This window comes from Halorussus lipolyticus, assembly GCF_029338375.1.
GTDB classification, from domain to species: domain Archaea; phylum Halobacteriota; class Halobacteria; order Halobacteriales; family Haladaptataceae; genus Halorussus; species Halorussus lipolyticus.
On record NZ_CP119804.1, the window covers coordinates 2,152,654 to 2,167,520 of the forward strand.

Consider the following 14,867-nt stretch of genomic DNA (forward strand, 5'->3'; position numbering starts at 1 on the left):
ATCGGTGGAGAAGCGTCTCAAGACAGCTCAAGAATGGTTTAGAAATTGTGTAGAATTGGTTCGGGATGGTTTGGACGTGTCCAAACCGACAACCCACCGATTAGGTGTAGGAACTCCAGAGCGAGAAGTTCGCGGTGTCGATGTTTTGGGTCTGGAAGTTGCTGTCGCCGGAACCGTTGAACACTTGGTCGTCGTTGAGTCGGAGGTCAGAGCCGAGCGAGGACGCCACGTCGTCCAAGTTCGACCGAGCGGTGGCCGAGGACTTTGCGCTCCCCATCAGGATGACAGCGCCGCCGTTGGAGACGAAGGTGCCGAGCGCGTCCTTCTCGGCGGTGGTGAACGCGTCGTAGGGGCTGGTGACGACGATGGCTCGGGCCGTCGAGAGCGCGTTGTCGCCCGCGCCGTCGAAGGTGTTGACCTGCTCGAAGGCGATGCCCTGTCCTTCGAGGTAGCGCTGGTAGTTCACTGCGTCCTCGTTCGACAGCGCGTAGTCGGCGTTGAACTGGTGGTGGCCGCCGTCGATGAGGACCTGCCCGGACTTGCTCGACAGCGAGTCGATGAGGTTGGTCAGGAAGACGAAGTGCTGACCGGACGCGTCGTGCTCCTCGCTGATGAACAGGCCGCCGACCATCGCGGTGTTGACCGATTCGTCCACGCCCACCAGCGGGATGTCGCCGCTGTAGCTGTAGCCGCCGTCGAGGCTCTGGGTCGAACCGCTCGGCGCGGAGACGGGCGCACGCGAGTCGGCGAGGCCGCCGGTGTCGGTGCGGACGCTGGAGACGTTCGGGAAGAAGACCTCGGAAACGGGGTCGTCGTCAACCTCGGAGGTGTTGGCGGGGTCGCTCCGGCCCCAGACGCCGACGCCGTTCGACTGGGCGGTGGCCTCGGCGCTCCAGAAGTCGTCGTGCTTGGTGAGGCTAGAACCGTAGACGCGAGCGTAGCCCTGTTCGATGATATCGCGGTTGTAGAGGGTGTCCATCGACCCGTCGCCGTTCTTGTCGTACTTGATGTACGCCAGCAGGCGACCGAAGGGGTCCATCTCGGCCTCTTGTTCGTCCACGGCGATTTTGACCGAGGTTCCGTCCGGGAACTCGTTTTTGGCGTAGTCAGAGGCGTTCTCGCCCCACTTCGAGAGGTACTTGTCGTCCTCGATGCCTTCCCACTCGGGGACGCTCTCGTAGCGACCGTTCCGCCGGGTCTCGGGCGTGTCGAGACCGAGGACGCGAATCTCGTACTCCGTACCGTCGCTGTCGAGGGTCACGTCGATGGTGTCGCCGTCGGTCACGTCGGTGACGGTGGCGTCGTACCACGTGCCCGGTTCGAGTTGGGTGTCAGCCGCTACAGCCGTCTGGGTCGCCGACAGACCGCCTACAGCGGCCGTCGTCAACGTTCCGAGGAACTTGCGTCGGTCCATTTGCAATTTGGTTCCTGCACCCCCAGTTATTAAATTTAAATATTTGGCACCAGTTCCACTACATGGGAAACAAACGACTACATACAAGATTCATTTGTAAAATATTTGTATAGAAATTATGCGCGACTGCCATACCTCTCCGAGGCCGAGAGGACACACCCGACCGAACCGACTGGAGACAGATTTTCGCCCCGAGGGAAAGCGACTTTGCCGTGCCACCGAAACCTCCTCGCATGAGTACCATCGAGAGCGACGAACCGGAAACGACCGGCGCATCGGTCGTCGTGGTCGATTACGGACTGGGCAATCTCCGAAGTGTCACGCGCGGCCTCGAACGCGCGGGCGCGGAGGTCAAAATTAGTGACGACCCCGAGACGTTCGAGGACGCCGACGGCGTAGTCCTGCCCGGCGTGGGCGCGTTTCGGGAAGGCGTCGAAAACGCCGGGCCGTACCGCGAGGCGCTCCTCGACGTCGCCGAGAGCGGGACGCCCGTCTTCGGCATCTGTCTCGGGATGCAGATGCTCTTGACGACCAGCGAGGAGGCCGAGCGCGCGGGGGAAGACGATGTGCAGGGCCTCGACCTGATTCCGGGCACCAACGTCCGGTTCGACGAGGGCCAGAAAGTCCCCCACATGGGGTGGAACCAACTCGACGTACAGCGCGACCACCCGCTGGTGGAGGGCGTGGACGGCGAATACGCGTACTTCGTCCACTCCTACTACGCGGTGCCGGACGACGAGAATGCGGTGGTAGCGACGACTGACTACGAAATCGAGTTCCCCGCCATCGTCGCCAACGACGAGGGCACCATCTTCGGCACGCAGTTCCACCCCGAAAAGAGCGGCGAGACCGGACTGCGAATCCTCCGGAACTTCGTGGACATCTGCTCGCCGTAAAATCACTAGCACTAGAAGAAAACGTTGAGCGACTCGTTGCGCGAACTGCTTCCGTCTCTCGTCTGGTAGTTCAGTTTCTATCCGTGGGTTTCGTTACTGACGTGAGTGGGGACGACGCATTCGAACAGCGTTCGAGGGTTAGTGTGCTCTAATTTCACCCTCTCAGTATTACCATCTTTCTTATGGATTATTCTTATTATGAATAGTTTATGGCCAAACGATTTATAGAAATTCGTACCATACTTAGAAAACTTTTAGAATAGGGGATTTCAAAAAGAGAGTGGAGTTAGTGATTGCTATGAACACTCGAACCTTCGGAGTCCTCGTCGGATTCGTCGTCTTAGGTATCGCTTTCACCGGCGGTGCGACAGCGAGTCCCATCACCGGCCCGAGTACCGCCGACGCGCCCATCACGGCCGATGGCCCGATTACTGCTGACCGGCCCATCACCCAATCGCCGATTACGGCCGACGGTCCGATTACCCAGTCCCCGATTACGGCGGACCGACCCATCACCCAGTCGCCGATTACGGGTCCGATTACCTACTCGCCCATCACGAGTTAACGACGCTCGTTTCCCGAATTTTTTATCGACCACAGCGAACTCGGCCAGTTCGTCCCTCGAGCGCCAGTAGCGACTCCGTTCGGTATTTCGCCCGAGGTGTGGTGGCGAAAATCGGTCGGCCACATTCAGTTAATATCTCTAATAAATGCGTCGTTAATTTTTTATTTAGGGGACGTGATTGTCATTGCGGAGGTGAACCATGCTACTCCCTGTCATTAATCGGTACCGTTGCGGCGGTCCGATTTGGTGCTGAATCGCTGTGAGCGAAGCATCGCCAGCCAAAAAATTTCGCTCTTACAGGAAGTCGCGCACGTCCGAGTACCACATGTCGTGGTCGTCCACCTCGCCGACGCGGCGCGCGATGGCCACCGCGATGACGTGCCAGCAGAGGTCCGTCGGGTCGTCGTGGTCTAAGTTGTACTCGCTGTCCCGACAGCCACAGCCATGCCCCTCCACGACGTACTCGTCGTCGTAGCCCACGACGACGGTGAAATCCCGATACTCCTTGACCCGACTTTCCGAGACGGCCTCGATGGCCTTCGCTCCTCGGTCGTCGTGGACCGACAGGATGCGATTGGTGACGCTCGGGGTGAGTTCGCCCGCCTCCGAGAGGTCGTCTTGCCACTCCTCGACTTCGTTCATGGCGCTGGCCTCCTTCGAACGGCAGGGGCCTCCTCGGGGTCGGCGGCGTCGGCCGGGAACACGCGAGACGGGTTCGGACGGTGGACCTAAACAGGTTCCGGTGTCGCGTTTTCGGGATGGTTCGTCGGTCCTCCGTGCTTCGTCACGTCCCGCCGAAATCGAAGCCAGCGAGCGTTTCCGGTGGAAAGTACCACCGAGCGTTCGCCGGTGAGCCAATCTGTCTTTTCGAAGTTGAAGAAATGAACATGACTTATTAGACATTAATTATATTTCTAAGGCACATAATTAGTCACTCCTACATCGTCCTCTGCGCTACGAGGGTTTAAATCCAAGAACGGGACCAACCCTGCTCGGACGTTTCGCGCGGTCACGCGACCGGTGCGCGGTAACACCGCCTCGCTGGTGTCGGAGCCACCCCATCCCGTGACTGCCAGTCCGACTAACCGGAAACGGCTGTGCCAGACGGTCGAAACGCATCGGTTGGCTTTTCGCCGGGGAGCCATCACCTACGGGTATGCGCGTCAGCGAAGGCGGGGTCGAGGTCGAGGTCCCCGAACAACCCGAGGAGGGAATCGGCGACGAGGTGTTTTTCAACCCGGTCCAAGAGTTGAACCGCGACCTGACCGTGGCGACGCTCCGGGCCTACCGGGACCGCGAGCCGCGCGCGGAGTACTACCTCGACGCGATGGCCGCCAGCGGCGTCCGCGGCGTCCGAGCGGCGGCCGAGGACTGGAACGTCACCCTCGCGGACATCGACGAGGAGGCCATCGACCTCTGTGAGCGAAATCTCCGGCGAAACGGTCTCGACGGCGAGGTCGTCCAGCGCGACGCCAACGCGCTGATGCACGAGGAGGTCTTCGACGTGGTGGACATCGACCCGTTCGGGACGCCGATTCCCTTCGCGGACGCGGCGTTCGCCAACACTCGGGATTTGGTTTGTGTCACCGCGACCGACACCGCGCCGCTCTGCGGGGCGCACTTCCACAGCGGCGTCCGCAAGTACAGCGCCGTCCCGCAGAACACCGATTACCACGCCGAGATGGGCGTGCGCATCCTGCTGTCGGCGATGGCCCGCACCGCCGCGCGCTACGACGCCGGCGTCACGCCAATCCTGACCCACGCGACCAACCACTACGTCCGGACCTACCTCGAACTCGACCACAGCGCGAGCGATGCCAACGCCGCCATCGACCAGTTGGGCCACGTCTACCACTGCGAGGACTGCCTGCACCGCGAACACGACGAGGGCCTGATTGCCGACCCCCTCGACGCCTGCCCGGAGTGCGGCGGCGAGCGCATGCTGACCGCCGGACCGCTGTGGCTCGGACCGACCCACGACGCCGACTTCGTGGCCGAGGTCCGCGACGAGGTGGACGAGTCGATGGGCACCGAGACCAAAATCGAGCGCCTCCTCGACACTCTCGAAGGCGAACTCCACCTGCCGACCCACTACGACCAGCACCGCCTCTGCAAGGAGTGGGGCCGGTCGGCGTCGAGTATGGACGAGTTCCTCGGCCACCTGCGCGACGCCGGATTCGAGGCCTCGCGCACCCACTACGGGGGGACCACGTTTAAGACGCGGGCCACGGTCGAAGACATCAGGGAAGCGACACGGGACTCGTAACTTCGGTGGCAAAACCGGATACCGGACGTATTGCCAATGAATATTTGTATCTCGTTGGCGAAATGAGTCGCGTGCCCAGTCTCGGAACCGCCGCGAACGTCGGTCGCTCGGTCATCGAGGAGGCCCGAGAGCAGGAGATAACCTTCCTCGCGGCGAGTACCGCCTACTACTCGTTCGTCTCGCTCATCCCCCTGTTAGTGCTGGCGTTCGTCGTCGTGACCTTCGTCGCTGGCGACCAGTTCGCTCGGGAAGTCGTCAATCAGGCGTCGGGCCTGCTGACGGCGACCGGCCAGTCGGAACTGCAGGAGTTCATCACGAACCCGAGCGGTCGCGGCGGGACGACGATAATCGGACTGGTCGTACTCGCGTGGAGCGCAATCAAGGTGTTCCGAGGCTTCGACGAGGCCTTCTCGGCCATCTACGCGACCGACGCGAAAACCGGACTCGTGGACCAAGTCAAGGACGCCCTCCTCGTGCTGACCGCTATCGGGGCCGGCGTCGTCGTCGTCGTACTGGCGGGCGCGGTAACCGCGCTTTTCCCGCAGTTCCCGTTCGTCGGCGTCGTCACGACGCTGATTCAGTTGGTAGCACTCGTCCCGGTGTTCCTCCCGCTGTACGTCATCTTCCCCGACGCGGACGTGTCGATTCGGGAGGCGCTCCCCGGAGCCGTGCTGGTCACGCTCGGCTGGACGGTACTACAGGTGCTGTTTCGCGTCTACGCCGGGGTCTCCTCGACCAGTCCGTCCCAGTTTCTCGGCACCGCGCTGTTGCTGGTGACGTGGTTGTACTTCGCCAGCATCCTCGTCCTGCTGGGCGCGGTGGTGAACATCGTTCTCGCCAACCGCGGCAGTTACGCAAAGCGAACCAAACAACCGGAAGAAACCCGCATCGAACGCAAACGAAAACTACTCTCCCAATACATGAGTGACGACGAATCCGCTCCCGACATCGTGGAACTCCGCGACGAACTCCGGGAGTTGCGAGCAGACGTAGAATCGTTCGAAGAGGACATCGAATCGCGCACGGTCGAGAAGCCGGAAGTCGAGTCGGAGCTGAAACAGTACGTCCGAAGGCGGATGCGCAGAGGCCACGCCAGAGGCTGGGGTCCGTACCTCGTCCTGCTGTACGGGACCGCGATGACCCTCGGGGCGTTCTACTGGCTTCGCGGAGCGTGGGCCATCTTCGCCATGGGCGTCGTCTGGCTCTCGACGCTGGGGCTGTACGTCCTGATGGTGATGTTCGGCTTCGGTGCCAGCGCGCTGAGCCTCCCGGCCCGCATCAGCGACCGCATCGGTAACTTCCGGTCGTAGCGCATAACTCTCCCCGGAAACTAGGTCCGGGAAATGCCCGGACGCGGACTCGGAATCACGGAAGCCCTTGACGAAGCCCTGCCGGCGGTTATCCAAGAGCTGTTCACATTCCTCACGCAGTTGGGCGATGCGTGGTTTCTGTTTACTGCGGTCGCGCTGGTCTACTGGTTCGTCAACCGACGGCGCGGCGCGTTCGCGCTGTCGGCGATACTCGGCGCGCTGGCGCTGACCCTCGCACTGAAGGGACTCTTCGAACTCCCGCGTCCGCCAGCAGACCTCCACGTGGGTCACGCCTCGGGGTACGGCTTCCCGAGCGGCCACGCTATCGGCGCGACGACGCTCTGGGCGCTCCTCGCGCTGGTCCTCGAACGCGGGTCCCACCGCTGGCGCGCAATCGGGGCCGGGGCCGTCGTCGCAGTCGTGGCGACCTCACGGCTGGTCATCGGGGTCCACTACATCGTGGACGTGGTGGTCGGCATCGCCATCGCCCTGACGTACCTCGCCGTACTGCTGTACGTGACCGAGTGGAGTCCGACGCGGGGGTTCGCCGTCGCGGCCGGAATCACCGTCGTCGCGCTCGCCACGAACGGTCTCACTCCCGATTCGGTAGCGATGGTCGCGGGCGTCGCCGGCGCGGCGGGGACGTGGGTGCTACTCGACACCAGACCGAGCGGGTCGGTTCACCTGCCCGCGGCAGTCGTGGGATTGGCCGGTCTCGGCGCACTCGGCTACGTGGGCAACCGATTCGACCTCCCGCTGGCCGGCGTGTTCGTCCTGAACCTACTGGTGCCAGTCGGTATCCTGACCCTACCGCTGGTGGTCGAACGGGCGAAAAAAGCGCGGTCGGCGTCCCCGACCTAAAACGGGTCGGGCGCAGTCGCGCTACCGACCTCAGATGGCGCGGCGTCCTCAGAACTTTTCGAGGTACTTCTCTTTCTCCCACGACGAGACGTGGGTCTTGTAGTCGGCGTAGTCGGCGCGCTTGGCCTCCGCGAACTTCTCGGTCACGTGGTCGCCCAGCGCCTCGCGGATGACGTCGTCGTCTTCGAGCGCGTCGATTGCAGTGTCGAGGTTGCCGGGCAGGGTCGTGATGCCGTACTCCTCGCGCTTCTCGTCGTCGAACTCGTAGATGTCCTCGCGGACGGGTTCACCGGGGTCGGCGTCGTTCTCGATGCCGTCGAGGCCCGCCTTGATGACCACGGCGAGCGCGAGGTAGGGGTTGCACGAGGGGTCGGGACTCCGAATCTCGAAGCGGGAACTCGCACCGGCGGCGTCGGGGACGCGCAGGAGCGCCGACCGGTTCACGTCGGACCACGCGACGTAGACCGGGGCCTCGTAGCCGGGGACCAGACGCTTGTAGGAGTTGACGGTCGGGTTCGTGACCGCGGTGAACGCCTCGGCGTGGTCGAGGACCCCGCCCATGAACTTGTAGGCGGTCTCCGAGAGGTTGAACTCGTCGTCCTCGTCGGCGAAGGCGTTGCCCTCGTCGTCGAACAGGCTGATGTGGCTGTGCATGCCCGACCCGTTGATGGCGCTGATAGGCTTGGGCATGAACGTGGCGTGGATGTCGTTCTGCTCGGCGACGGCGCGGACGACGGCGCGGAAGGTAGCGATGTTGTCGGCGGCCGAGAGGGCGTCGTCGTACTTGAAGTTGATTTCGTGCTGGCCGTCGGCGACTTCGTGGTGACTGGCCTCGACCTCGAAGCCCATCTGTTCGAGCGTGAAGATGATTTCGCGGCGCACGTCGGAGGCGAGGTCCTTCGGCGCAAGGTCGAAGTAGCCGCCGGAGTCGTGGGGCTTGGTGGTAGCGCGGCCGTCCTCGTCCTTCTCGAACAGGAAGAACTCGGGTTCGGGACCGATGCTGACCGTGTAGCCCATCTCCTCGGCCTCGGCGAGGACGCTCTTGAGAACTTGGCGGGGACCACCCTCGAAGGGCGTCCCGTCAGTGTTTACCACGTCGCAGATAAGTCGGGCGCTCGCGGTGTCGCCGTCCGAGCGCCACGGGAGAACCGCGAACGTCTCGGGGTCGGGTTCGAGCCGCATGTCGCTCTCCTGAATCCGGACGAAGCCCTCGATGGACGAGCCGTCGAACCAGATGCCCTCCTCGAAGGCCTTCTCGACCTGCGAGGCCGGAACGCTGACGTTCTTGACCGTCCCCGTGATGTCCGTGAACTGGAGGCGCACGAAGTCCACGTTCTCCTCGTCGATACGGTCCAGTACGTCCTGTTCGGCCTCGGTCAGCTCGGATTCCTTGGAAGCCGCGATTTGTCCATCCGTCATCTTTGTTGGCATTCTACACCACTACATCCATTAGTAAAACGTTACCGGTTCGCCCAATTCTGGCTTTTCGGCCTAGAATTGGATATTCGTAAAATTCTAAAGGCCGGCGGACGTTGGTGGACGTAATGACGTACGAAAATCTCGACGCGAAATTGGTGAATGCACTGTTGGGCGACGGACGGGCCAGTCTCCGGAGTCTCGCCGAAGACCTCGACGTGTCGGTCACGACCGTCTCGAACCACCTCAAAGACCTCGAAGACTCGGGGGTCATCGACGGCTACACGCCGAAAGTAGACTACGACGCGCTCGGATACGACGTGACGGCCATCATCCAACTCAAAGTCGAGGGTGACGCCCTGCCCGACGTGACCGGGCGACTGCGGGACCACGACCAGATGATAAGCGTCTACGAGGTCACCGGGGACTACGACATCATCGCGGTCGGCAAGTTCTCGGACACCGACGGGATGAACCGCCAAATCAAGACTCTGCTCAACGACCCCGATATCAAGGAGTCCAACACCAGCGTCGTGTTGAACGCCGCTAGCGAACACGAGCAGTTCGACCTCGAAATTGACGGCGAATAGTTTCGTTCGGCTCTGATAATAAATTTGACCCGGTTCCGACAGGCTTTCAAGCGACGGAGAGTAGTTAGTCCCAATGAGTCTCATCGCGGAGTTCTCGCTCCGGTCGCCGGACCTCGTGTTGGCATCCGCGCTCGACGCGGCCCCGGACGTAACAGTCGAACTCGAACAGCAGATGGCGACCGAGTTCGACGCACCGGTGTTCATCTTCTGGGCCTTCGGCGGCGACTTCGAGCGACTGGAGGCGGGACTCGACAGCGACGAGACAGTCAGCGAGTACACCGTCATCGAGGAGTTAGGCGACCGGAAACTCTACCGCGCGCGCCTCGACTGCGAGGAGATTTGTGCCATCTATCCCATCTACCAGAAACTGGGCGCGTCGCCGATGGCGGCCACGGGGTCAGCCGACGGGTGGCAACGCCGAGTTCGGTTTCCCGACCGGGACTCGGTAGTCAAGATGCGCCAGTTCTGCGCGGACAACGACGTTGACTTTCGGCTCAATCGACTCTACACGCCCGGCGACTCGGAACTCGAAGACAAGTTCGGCCTGAGCGCCGAACAGCGAAAAGCCCTCGTCACCGCCGAGCGCGTGGGCTACTTCGACGTGCCCCGCGAGGTGGCGCTCGCGGAGTTGGGCGAGGAGTTGGACATCAGCGGCCAGTCGGCCTCCGAGCGCATCCGGCGAGGCGTCTCGGAACTCGTCTCGAACACGCTATTGAGCGACTTCAAACGCCGAAAATAGCGATTTCGGATTTTTCCCGGCTATCCGTCGAGTCGGGGAAAACACTTACAGTTCGACGGTGAGACAATATTATCCTGTCTCTTAGACTTGTTCCAATAGTTAAAACAAATATATTGGTTGCTTTGTGTGGGTTCGACAATCGCTATCGAAGCGGGGTCGGCGACCGAGACAGAGGCATCTCGGGCAATCGAGCGCGAAGAAAAATCGAAGCGAGTTCCGTCGCGCCGTCGGGAGACGGCACGGCGTTCGACCGGATGGTCGGTGGTGCGGTGCAGGTGGGTCGGGTCGGTGTGCGGTGAGGCGGTGAAGTAGGCGTCGGGCCTATTTCACATTGCGCCGCCCATACCGCCCATGCCGCCCATGCCACCCATGCCGCCGCCCATACCGCCGGCACCGCCGGGTGCGCCGCCGTCGCCGCCGTCGTCGCCGTCAACCTGACCGCCTTTCAGGTCGCCTGCGGCGATAACGTCGTCGATGCGCAGAAGCATGACGGCCGCCTCGGTGGCGGACTCGATGGCTTGGGTCTTGACTCGGAGGGGTTCGACAACGCCGTCGTCCTCCATGTTCACGACTTCACCGGTGTAGGCGTCGAGACCGGACTCGAAGCTACCGCCGTCGTGCTTCGCGCGGAGGTCAACCAGCGAGTCGATGGGGTCGAGACCAGCGTTCTCGGCGAGGGTGCGCGGGATGACTTCGAGGGTGTCGGCGAACGCCTCGACGGCCAGCTGTTCGCGGCCACCCACGGAGTCGGCGTAGTCGCGGAGTTCGAGTGCCAGCTCGGTCTCGGGTGCGCCGCCGCCGGGGACGACCTTGCCGTCTTCGAGGGTGACGCGAACGACACCGAGGCTGTCCTCGATGGCTCGCTCAACTTCGTCCACGACGTGTTCGGTGCCACCGCGGAGGATGAGGCTGACCGACTTGGCCTCCTCGACGTCCTCCACGAAGATGCGCTGGTCGCCGCCGACGTCCTTCTGGGCGACGGAGCCAGCGAAGCCGAGGTCGTCGGCCTCGATGTCGTCAACGGAGCTGACGAGGTTCGCGCCGGTCGAGCGGGCCAGCTTGCTCAGGTCGTCGGACTTGGCTCTGCGGACCGCGATGATGCCCTTCTCGGCGAGGAAGTGCTGGGCCATGTCGTCGATGCCGCCGTCCACGAAGACGACATCAGCGCCGACATCGTCGAGCTTGTCGACCATCTCGCGGAGCTGTTCCTCCTCTTGGTCGAGGAACTGCTGAAGCTGGTCGGGGTCGGTGACGTTGACTTCGGCGTCGATTTCGGTCTCCTGAATTTCGAGGGCCGTGTCGAGGAGGGCGACGTTGGCGTCCTCCACGAAGTAGGGCATGTTCTCGTGGACGCGCTCTTTGTCCACGATGACGCCCTCGACGAGTTCGGACTGGTCGATGGAACCGCCGACGACGGTCTCGACCTTGATGTTGTCCGTGTCAACGCCCTCGTCGTCGGCGACCGACTGGACCGCGTTGACGACGAGTTCCGCGAGGTACTCCTTGGAGTTCTCCGCGCCCTTGCCGGTCATCGCGGTGGACGCGATCTTCTGGAGGGTCTCGCTGTCGTCGGCGCTCACGTCGATGGCCTTCTCCTCGAGGATGCTCTTGGCCTCCTCGGCGGCCTGTCGGTATCCCTGCGCGAGGGTGGTCGCGTGGATGTCCTGCTCGAGGAGGTCCTCGGCCTTCTCGAGGAGTTCACCGGCGACGACGACGGCGGACGTGGTACCGTCGCCAACCTCGTCTTCCTGCGTCTCGGAGACTTCCACGACCATGTTGGCCGCGGGGTGCTCGATGTCCATCTCCTTGAGGATGGTCACGCCGTCGTTCGTGACGACGACCTCGCCCGTGGAGTCCACGAGCATCTTGTCCATGCCCTTGGGACCGAGCGTGGTCCGGACGGCCTCGGCCACGGCGGTTCCGGCGGTGATGTTCATCGACTGCGCGTCCTTTCCGGAGGTACGCTGGCTGTCCTCGGAAAGTACAATCATCGGCTGGTTACCCATTCGCTGAGCCATGTTCACCTGATAGATTGATTGCCATTCTATATAAATCTTTTCCCGGCGAGCATGAGAACCCGGCGCACAGGAGCGCAAACCTGTTGTGGGAACACTTACCACAGTATATTTATAAGGAACGACGAAGGGGCGCTCGCGCCGATTTCCGCGCTCGGCGGAACTTTCCACGGCGATAGCCTTGGTGTGTTCTTCCGACAGGAATTGCCCGATTGCCCTTCCACCGGAAGCGGCACGGTGAGACAACCGTCGAGAACGCGCCAGTGACACAACCGACAGGGCGGGAATGAAAGGGGCCGGTTCGCTCGCGGTCGTCGTGAGCGAAGCGAACGACTGCCGCGAGCGAACCGGGGGCTTTCGGAAACCAAGAGAGGCTAATCGAGTTGCAAGCACCAGATAAACGGACTCCACGAAAGAAAAATACGCCTAGCCGGGGAACTGGTGGAACTCCATCCCTTGACGCTTCATCTCGTTACGCTTGCGTTCGAGGAAGGAGTAGACGGAGCCGTGGGGCGCACCGTCGAGAATCATCTCGGCCGCGCTCCGGACCGCATCGACCTGCTTGGGATTGCCGATGATACCCATCGTGGTCCCGTAGATGACGACGCTCGCGCCGGTTAGCTCCTCCATGAGTTCGCGGGTCCGACCGTTCTCGCCGATAAGTCGCCCCTTCTGGCGTTCGAGGTCGTTTTTGTTCCGGGCGGCGGCGTCGATGTCGATGATGTCGAACATCATCATGTCGTCCTCGAGGAGCATCATGGCCTCGTCGGGGGCGAAGCCTCTGCCGATGGCCTTCACGATTTCCGGCCCCTTCAGGCCGCGAATGGGGTCGCCGGTCTTCTCGACTTCGACCTTGCCGTTCTGGGAGTCGATGTCGAGTCGCACCTCCGCGCGACTCTCGATTTCGCGCATCGTCTCACCTCCCTCGCCGATGAGAACACCGATTCGGTCCTGCGGAATCTTCACGTGTTGCATGGGATTATCTACTCGCTCCGGGACTTTTAAGGCTTCGTCCGCGCACGAGGACGTTACTCACTTGTCGGGGTCGGCGTTCTCCCGAATCCAGTCCTCCAACTCGTCACCGCGAACGTCCATGCCCTGTCGCTGGAAGAACGAGGCCACGTTGGCGCAGTCCCGAGTGAGGAAGTCGTCGCTGTTGGGGTGGTGAATCGTCACGGCCTGCCCGAGGTCGATGATGACGAGTTCGCCGTCGTGGACGATGATGTTGTACTCGCTCAGGTCGCCGTGGACGAGTCCCACGTCGTAGAGTCGGCGCATGTACTCCCGTACTACTTCGAAAGCCGTCTCGGGATTTTCGAGGTGGGCGTCGTCCAAGGTCGGCGCGCGGCTTCCGTCGGTCCCCAGATACTCCATCACGAGGACGTTGCGCTGGACAGCGATGGGTTCTGGCACCCGGACGCCCGCCTTCCGGGCGCGCTTGAGGTTGGCGAACTCCTTGCGAGTCCACGCGAGGACGACCCGCTTCTTGTTGCCAGATAACTCCTCGAATCGGGGGTCGCCGACGAGATACTCCCGCATGTCCCGGAAGTCAGAAGCGTTGATTCGGTAGACCTTGACCGCGACTTCGCCGCGCTCCTCGCTTCCGAGTGCCGAGTAGACGTTAGCTTCTTTGCCCGAGGAGATAGGGCCACCGAACGCCTGCACGTAGCCGTCTTGGACCAGTTTGTAGAGGGCCGCCAGCGTGGCGTCGTCGAACACCGACTGCTCGACTTTGAACTGCTCGGTGTTCTTCAGGCGCTCGCGGAACTTGTTGAACTCCCGGTCGCGCTGGCGCTGGACCTTGTCGGCTTCGGTGTCGGATACGTCTATCTCCTCCCACTCGTCGCCGGGTTCCTCGGCGTTTTCGAGGTCGAGTAGGCCGTACTCCTCGGGCATCTGGTCGGACCTAACGTATCCAGCGATAAAAGGGTGGGCTTCGAATCCTCAGTAGCTTTCGCGGTGCAGAATTTCCGCAACGTCCCGGCGCGGGAGTCGCTCGGGTTCCTCGCCGCCGCTCGGGCCGACCGAAATCAGCATCACGGGAATCTTGTTCTCGGGAAGACCGACGAGTTCGCTAATGCCCGCTTGGTCGAAGCCAATCATCGGCGTTGCCTTCAGTCCTCTCGCGTGCGCGGAGAGCAGGAGGTTCTCCGCGGCGAGGCTGGCGTTCCGGATGCCGAGGTCCCGACCCATCTGGTCGTCGTCGTACATCTCGACCGTCTGGGCCTTGGTCTGGTCGGCGGTCTCCTCGTCCATCCGACCGGCGTCCTCCCACTCGTCAAACACGCGGTCTGCGGTCTCGGCCTCGGTGTGGCCGACGACCAGAATCGCGGTGCCGGCCTCTCGGATGTGTTCTTGGCCGTAGGCGAGGTCCACAATCTCGTCGATTCGGTCGTCGTCCTGCACGGCGACGAACTCCCACGGCTGGAGGTTGTACGACGAGGGCGCGAGCGCGGCGTCCCGAATCAGGGCTTCGAGCGTCTCGTCGTCCAGTTCGGCGTCGGGGTCGAAGTTGTGGCCCGACCGCCGGGTCCGGATGGCCCGGATGGCCGCGGGTAGCTCCTCGTCGTGCGCTACGTCGGTCTCCTCGAGTTCGGCTTGCTGGAGAGTCACGCCAGAGTGTAGACGGTAGGGGAATAAATCGAAACCGCAAGCCCGCGTTCTTGCCTATTGGGGGTCGCTGTCGATAGCGCGGCTGTGAGTAGGTTACAGTGGTGTCACCGCCGAGCGCGTCGTCAGCAATAGCCAGTCAGAGATAAAATGGGCTAGCTACTGTACCGCGAGCGAACGAAGTG

General features: G+C 62.4%; 15 protein-coding genes. 8 read left to right on the forward strand and 7 right to left on the reverse strand.

What is annotated here, in order from left to right:
- Positions 1 to 100 precede the first annotated feature (100 nt).
- The gene (locus P2T57_RS10965) at positions 101 to 1,414 is read right to left on the reverse strand and encodes a thermonuclease family protein (protein ID WP_276299248.1); all 1,314 of its coding nucleotides are present in this window, start codon (positions 1,412 to 1,414) and stop codon (positions 101 to 103) included.
- Positions 1,415 to 1,647: 233 nt separating this feature from the next.
- Here P2T57_RS10965 and hisH point away from each other — a divergent pair, with 233 nt between their 5' ends.
- Together hisH and P2T57_RS10975 are read left to right on the forward strand one after the other, a co-directional pair.
- Positions 1,648 to 2,310, forward strand: a complete 663-nt coding sequence (gene hisH / locus P2T57_RS10970; protein ID WP_276299249.1) for an imidazole glycerol phosphate synthase subunit HisH — start codon at positions 1,648 to 1,650, stop codon at positions 2,308 to 2,310.
- Positions 2,311 to 2,608: 298 nt separating this feature from the next.
- Positions 2,609 to 2,875, forward strand: a complete 267-nt coding sequence (locus tag P2T57_RS10975) for a hypothetical protein (RefSeq protein ID WP_276299250.1) — start codon at positions 2,609 to 2,611, stop codon at positions 2,873 to 2,875.
- A 294-nt stretch (positions 2,876 to 3,169) separates the two neighbouring features.
- Here the strand turns inward: P2T57_RS10975 and P2T57_RS10980 are convergent, their stop codons facing one another.
- On the reverse strand, positions 3,170 to 3,517 hold the full coding sequence (locus P2T57_RS10980) for a hypothetical protein (protein ID WP_276299251.1): 348 nt from the start codon (positions 3,515 to 3,517) through the stop codon (positions 3,170 to 3,172).
- A 514-nt stretch (positions 3,518 to 4,031) separates the two neighbouring features.
- Between P2T57_RS10980 and P2T57_RS10985 the strand changes: the two genes are divergently transcribed.
- From P2T57_RS10985 to P2T57_RS10995, 3 genes are all read left to right on the forward strand, one after another.
- The gene (locus tag P2T57_RS10985; RefSeq protein WP_276299252.1) at positions 4,032 to 5,141 is read left to right on the forward strand and encodes a tRNA (guanine(26)-N(2))-dimethyltransferase; all 1,110 of its coding nucleotides are present in this window, start codon (positions 4,032 to 4,034) and stop codon (positions 5,139 to 5,141) included.
- A 62-nt stretch (positions 5,142 to 5,203) separates the two neighbouring features.
- Positions 5,204 to 6,451, forward strand: a complete 1,248-nt coding sequence (locus P2T57_RS10990) for a YihY/virulence factor BrkB family protein (RefSeq protein ID WP_276299253.1) — start codon at positions 5,204 to 5,206, stop codon at positions 6,449 to 6,451.
- 33 nt (positions 6,452 to 6,484) lie between these two features.
- Positions 6,485 to 7,312: a phosphatase PAP2 family protein gene (locus P2T57_RS10995; RefSeq protein ID WP_276299254.1), complete on the forward strand. Its 828-nt coding sequence runs from the start codon at positions 6,485 to 6,487 to the stop codon at positions 7,310 to 7,312.
- Positions 7,313 to 7,360: 48 nt separating this feature from the next.
- Here the strand turns inward: P2T57_RS10995 and glnA are convergent, their stop codons facing one another.
- Complete coding sequence (glnA, locus tag P2T57_RS11000) at positions 7,361 to 8,731, reverse strand: type I glutamate--ammonia ligase (RefSeq protein ID WP_276299255.1); 1,371 nt, start codon at positions 8,729 to 8,731, stop codon at positions 7,361 to 7,363.
- Positions 8,732 to 8,856: 125 nt separating this feature from the next.
- Here glnA and lrp point away from each other — a divergent pair, with 125 nt between their 5' ends.
- The 3 genes from lrp (at position 8,857) to P2T57_RS11015 (ending at position 10,356) form a co-directional block, all read left to right on the forward strand.
- The gene (gene lrp / locus P2T57_RS11005) at positions 8,857 to 9,318 is read left to right on the forward strand and encodes an HTH-type transcriptional regulator Lrp (protein WP_276299256.1); all 462 of its coding nucleotides are present in this window, start codon (positions 8,857 to 8,859) and stop codon (positions 9,316 to 9,318) included.
- 73 nt (positions 9,319 to 9,391) lie between these two features.
- A complete protein-coding gene (locus P2T57_RS11010; RefSeq protein WP_276299257.1) occupies positions 9,392 to 10,057 on the forward strand; it encodes a helix-turn-helix domain-containing protein in 666 nt (221 codons plus the stop codon).
- Between the two features lie 122 nt (positions 10,058 to 10,179).
- A complete protein-coding gene (locus P2T57_RS11015; RefSeq protein ID WP_276299258.1) occupies positions 10,180 to 10,356 on the forward strand; it encodes a hypothetical protein in 177 nt (58 codons plus the stop codon).
- A 27-nt stretch (positions 10,357 to 10,383) separates the two neighbouring features.
- On the opposite strand, the gene thsA is transcribed toward P2T57_RS11015, so the two are convergent.
- The 4 genes from thsA to P2T57_RS11035 form a co-directional block, all read right to left on the reverse strand.
- Positions 10,384 to 12,075, reverse strand: a complete 1,692-nt coding sequence (gene thsA, locus P2T57_RS11020; RefSeq protein ID WP_420028491.1) for a thermosome subunit alpha — start codon at positions 12,073 to 12,075, stop codon at positions 10,384 to 10,386.
- A gap of 423 nt (positions 12,076 to 12,498) precedes the next feature.
- Entirely contained in the window at positions 12,499 to 13,047 is a 549-nt protein-coding gene (locus P2T57_RS11025) for a KH domain-containing protein (RefSeq protein ID WP_276299259.1), read from the reverse strand.
- A 57-nt stretch (positions 13,048 to 13,104) separates the two neighbouring features.
- Entirely contained in the window at positions 13,105 to 13,968 is an 864-nt protein-coding gene (rio1, locus tag P2T57_RS11030; protein WP_276299260.1) for a serine/threonine-protein kinase Rio1, read from the reverse strand.
- A 48-nt stretch (positions 13,969 to 14,016) separates the two neighbouring features.
- Entirely contained in the window at positions 14,017 to 14,685 is a 669-nt protein-coding gene (locus tag P2T57_RS11035; RefSeq protein WP_276299261.1) for a nitroreductase family protein, read from the reverse strand.
- Positions 14,686 to 14,867 lie beyond the last annotated feature (182 nt).